Source organism: Vibrio sp. 811 (genome assembly GCF_033339195.1).
Map to the genome: position 1 here is coordinate 1 of NZ_JAWOUB010000050.1, position 2,713 is coordinate 2,713.

Consider the following 2,713-nt stretch of genomic DNA (forward strand, 5'->3'; position numbering starts at 1 on the left):
CGATAACCACCACTCTTACCTGTCGATTCTCCAGCAAGGCGAACTTTTCTTAGCCCTCCCGTTCCGACAATCAACGATCCCATTTCTGGGTTTTTGATGATGTCTGACTGCAACGCTCGAAACTCTTCATCCGTGAGCATCTCTTTTCGCTGAGATTCAAACAATGGCGTTTCAATAAACTCTAATGCGTAGCTAATAACCCGATCCTCTCCCAAAAGAATAGGAGTACATTGTACTCCTGGCAAGCGTATTTTCAAATGTATTAACGATTAAATCCGAAACCTCGACCTCTGCGATTTTGTCGTGCTAACGACTGCTCTTGCTGTATTGCTTTTCCAACGACTGGAGCTGCTGCGTCAAGTTGTTTACTTGCATGGTCAAGCTGCTCACACTGCTCTGTAAACGTTGGTTCTCCTCGCTGCTCTGCTCGAATCTTTTCTCTAAATCCTTGTAGAGCTTCACGAACTCGCTGTGCTGCTCCTTGTGCTGCCTCTCTAAAACCTCGAAGGCGTGCAAAAGTTGTTTCTCTAGCTCGGTCATTTATTTCCTCTCCAACTTGATCAGCTCGTTCTTGCCATCGTTCATTGTCCACCCCTCCAGAATCGAGTAACCCTCTGGTATCACAATAAAACGTTCCCCTTTCTGGCTCTCGTACAGAGAAAGCCCCCAAGTCTTGTTCTGGAACTGCTCTAGGATCGCTTTTTGGCGGGCTATCTTTTTCTGATTGTCTAATATCGTCTGCCCTTGATACCAAGCGATCCCGTAACTGACGATCACCAAAAATAACAGGGTCACTGGCAACCAAATCCATGTTTTCATCACCAAGAGATTCAAACGTGATTGCTGCTCTTGGATGTCGTTTATGATTTTCTGCTCGCTTGATTTCAACGCATCTTGAATACGTTGTACGTGCCTCTCGAAGTCTTTCTTTAGCGTTTGCTCGATAGCGTTGGCTTGCTTCTTCGATTGCGAATTGAAGTCCCTCGCCATATTCAAAATCTTGCTCATACAACAAACCTTTTAGTCTTATATTTCGTTTCCCACTTTCGGGATTCTTAATACTGATGCTTTTAGCGGTCACTCTGGTGATCTCAAACCCTCTACTTTCAAGCGCACCAATCACACCTTTACGACTGCGGATCACGCCTGATTGAGCAAGGTTGAGTAGACCATCCGTGAGAAGTTGCTGAATCTCTTTTGCATCGGATGGCGTGTCTTTAGCACTCACTAATTCTTGCTGATTAGCAGGATCATCTGGGTCATGAAGCCCTAGCTCAAGATTCTGAATCGTGCGCCACGCATCGATACGAGGATTGTCTGCAAAGTGGTAGTAAGGTTGAAGTCGCTTGCCAGAATGAAGCTCAATATTTGGAATAACAAAATTCAGCTCTAACCGCCCTTTATCAAGATGCTCTACCCAAAGAATGGAGTATTGGTCTTTGTCTAAGCCAGGTAACAATGCCTTTTCAAAGTCTGCCATGAGACGATCTTTCGTCTCTTGTGTTAAATCCGCTTCAGCAAAACAGAGAAAGCCCGATGTGTACTTTTTGGCGTAAGGACTCGAATCGATGAGTGATTGAATTAAATCAGGGTCGCCTTGGTTGAGTGTCGCCCCCTCCCGATTTCGCTCTTGCCCTAAGAGATAATCAACAGGACCACTCCCAACACCCTTACCTCTACGAGCAAATTGAACAATCATGTTGAGACCTCATGTTCTGCCATGATTAGCCCAAGCTGACGTTCTAGTGCTGAAAGTTGAGCCAATACTTGAACCACATTCACGACATCATAATTCTGGGTATTCACTACTCTAGTGATCTGATTCAAGTTATTTCCAAGTCCAGATAACTGGCGCAATAATGCGGGGTCTACTTTAGGAACATTAGCTCTTTTAAGAGTCCGTTCCCCAAGACAAGTTTCCCTCATCCAAGGAGCTAATTCCGAACCATCACACCGATCTTTCAAAGCTTGAAGTTCAACCTCAGTTACCCTGATCTTGATGGACTTTTCTCGTATTACTTTCTTCTTTTCAGTCATGGCAATTCTTTAGTTTGAGTGCTTTTAACTAGGGTTAAGGGAGCGTAGCGTCCCTTACAAGGCACAATGACAACGTAACGAAGTGGAGGGGTCTTTGTGTAGCCTTGCTTATGTGCTTAACAAAAGATAGAAAGTAAGATAAAGAAATGCAAATAAGGGAAATCATGAAGTATCAAACAATGACAGTAAGAGCAAAGAGGAGGCTAGCCAAGCTAGCGCACACCACCCTTTCGGCTGCGCCGACCCCTACCCATTTCAACTCAAATTTATGAGTGATTTGGGTATCTTTTTGGTCGCTTTCAGATTGGGTAAGTCTCTTCCCTTTCGGGCTGCCCTGCGCTGTGAGTAAGGCTTTACGCCCCCATTCCAGTCTCACAACACTAATCAATTATTCCTTTTCCGCAGTTCTCCCTCTAGCAGCTACAAGAGAGCGGTTTTATCGTGCTTTCGCAAGTTTTGATTAGTGCCTTTACCTGCCACCTTTGGAACTTCCCTTGGTCGGTGGCTGATGCGCATCGCTCTGTCCAAAACATCTTGAGTCCAAACAGAGTGCAGGAATACTTGAAGTGCTTAAACGATATGGGCTATCATGAAAGGACTTACACAGGCCGTCAAACCAGTAAGTATTCCGATCAAAGCCGACCTTGCAGGGTCGGTTTTGTCACATCTGGGGATT

The 2,713-nt window shown here is 45.0% G+C and carries 4 protein-coding genes and 1 pseudogene; 1 reads left to right on the top strand and 4 read right to left on the bottom strand.

Annotated elements, in window-relative coordinates:
• From R7Q46_RS24590 to R7Q46_RS24600, 4 genes and pseudogenes are all read right to left on the bottom strand, one after another.
• Nucleotides 1–245 (bottom strand): annotated as a pseudogene (locus R7Q46_RS24590) (hypothetical protein); the annotation flags it as partial.
• Nucleotides 246–306: 61 nt separating this feature from the next.
• Nucleotides 307–540: an MbeD/MobD family mobilization/exclusion protein gene (locus R7Q46_RS30835; protein ID WP_169567099.1), complete on the bottom strand. Its 234-nt coding sequence runs from the start codon at nucleotides 538–540 to the stop codon at nucleotides 307–309.
• Entirely contained in the window at nucleotides 541–1,008 is a 468-nt protein-coding gene (locus R7Q46_RS30840; RefSeq protein WP_411978765.1) for an MbeB family mobilization protein, read from the bottom strand. It abuts the gene before it with no gap.
• Nucleotides 1,009–1,695: 687 nt separating this feature from the next.
• Entirely contained in the window at nucleotides 1,696–2,037 is a 342-nt protein-coding gene (locus R7Q46_RS24600; protein ID WP_318077857.1) for a MobC family plasmid mobilization relaxosome protein, read from the bottom strand.
• Nucleotides 2,038–2,478: 441 nt separating this feature from the next.
• On the opposite strand from R7Q46_RS24600, the gene R7Q46_RS24605 reads away from it, so the two are divergent.
• A partial coding sequence (locus R7Q46_RS24605) for a hypothetical protein (protein WP_318077858.1) occupies nucleotides 2,479–2,713 on the top strand: 235 nt, incomplete at its 3' end.

Coding starts and splice junctions, on each gene's coding strand:
- R7Q46_RS30835 (WP_169567099.1), bottom strand. CDS start 540: ATGACCGAGCTAGAGAAACAACTTTTGCACGCCTTCGAGGTTTTAGAG.
- R7Q46_RS30840 (WP_411978765.1), bottom strand. CDS start 1,008: ATGAGCAAGATTTTGAATATGGCGAGGGACTTCAATTCGCAATCGAAG.
- R7Q46_RS24600 (WP_318077857.1), bottom strand. CDS start 2,037: ATGACTGAAAAGAAGAAAGTAATACGAGAAAAGTCCATCAAGATCAGG.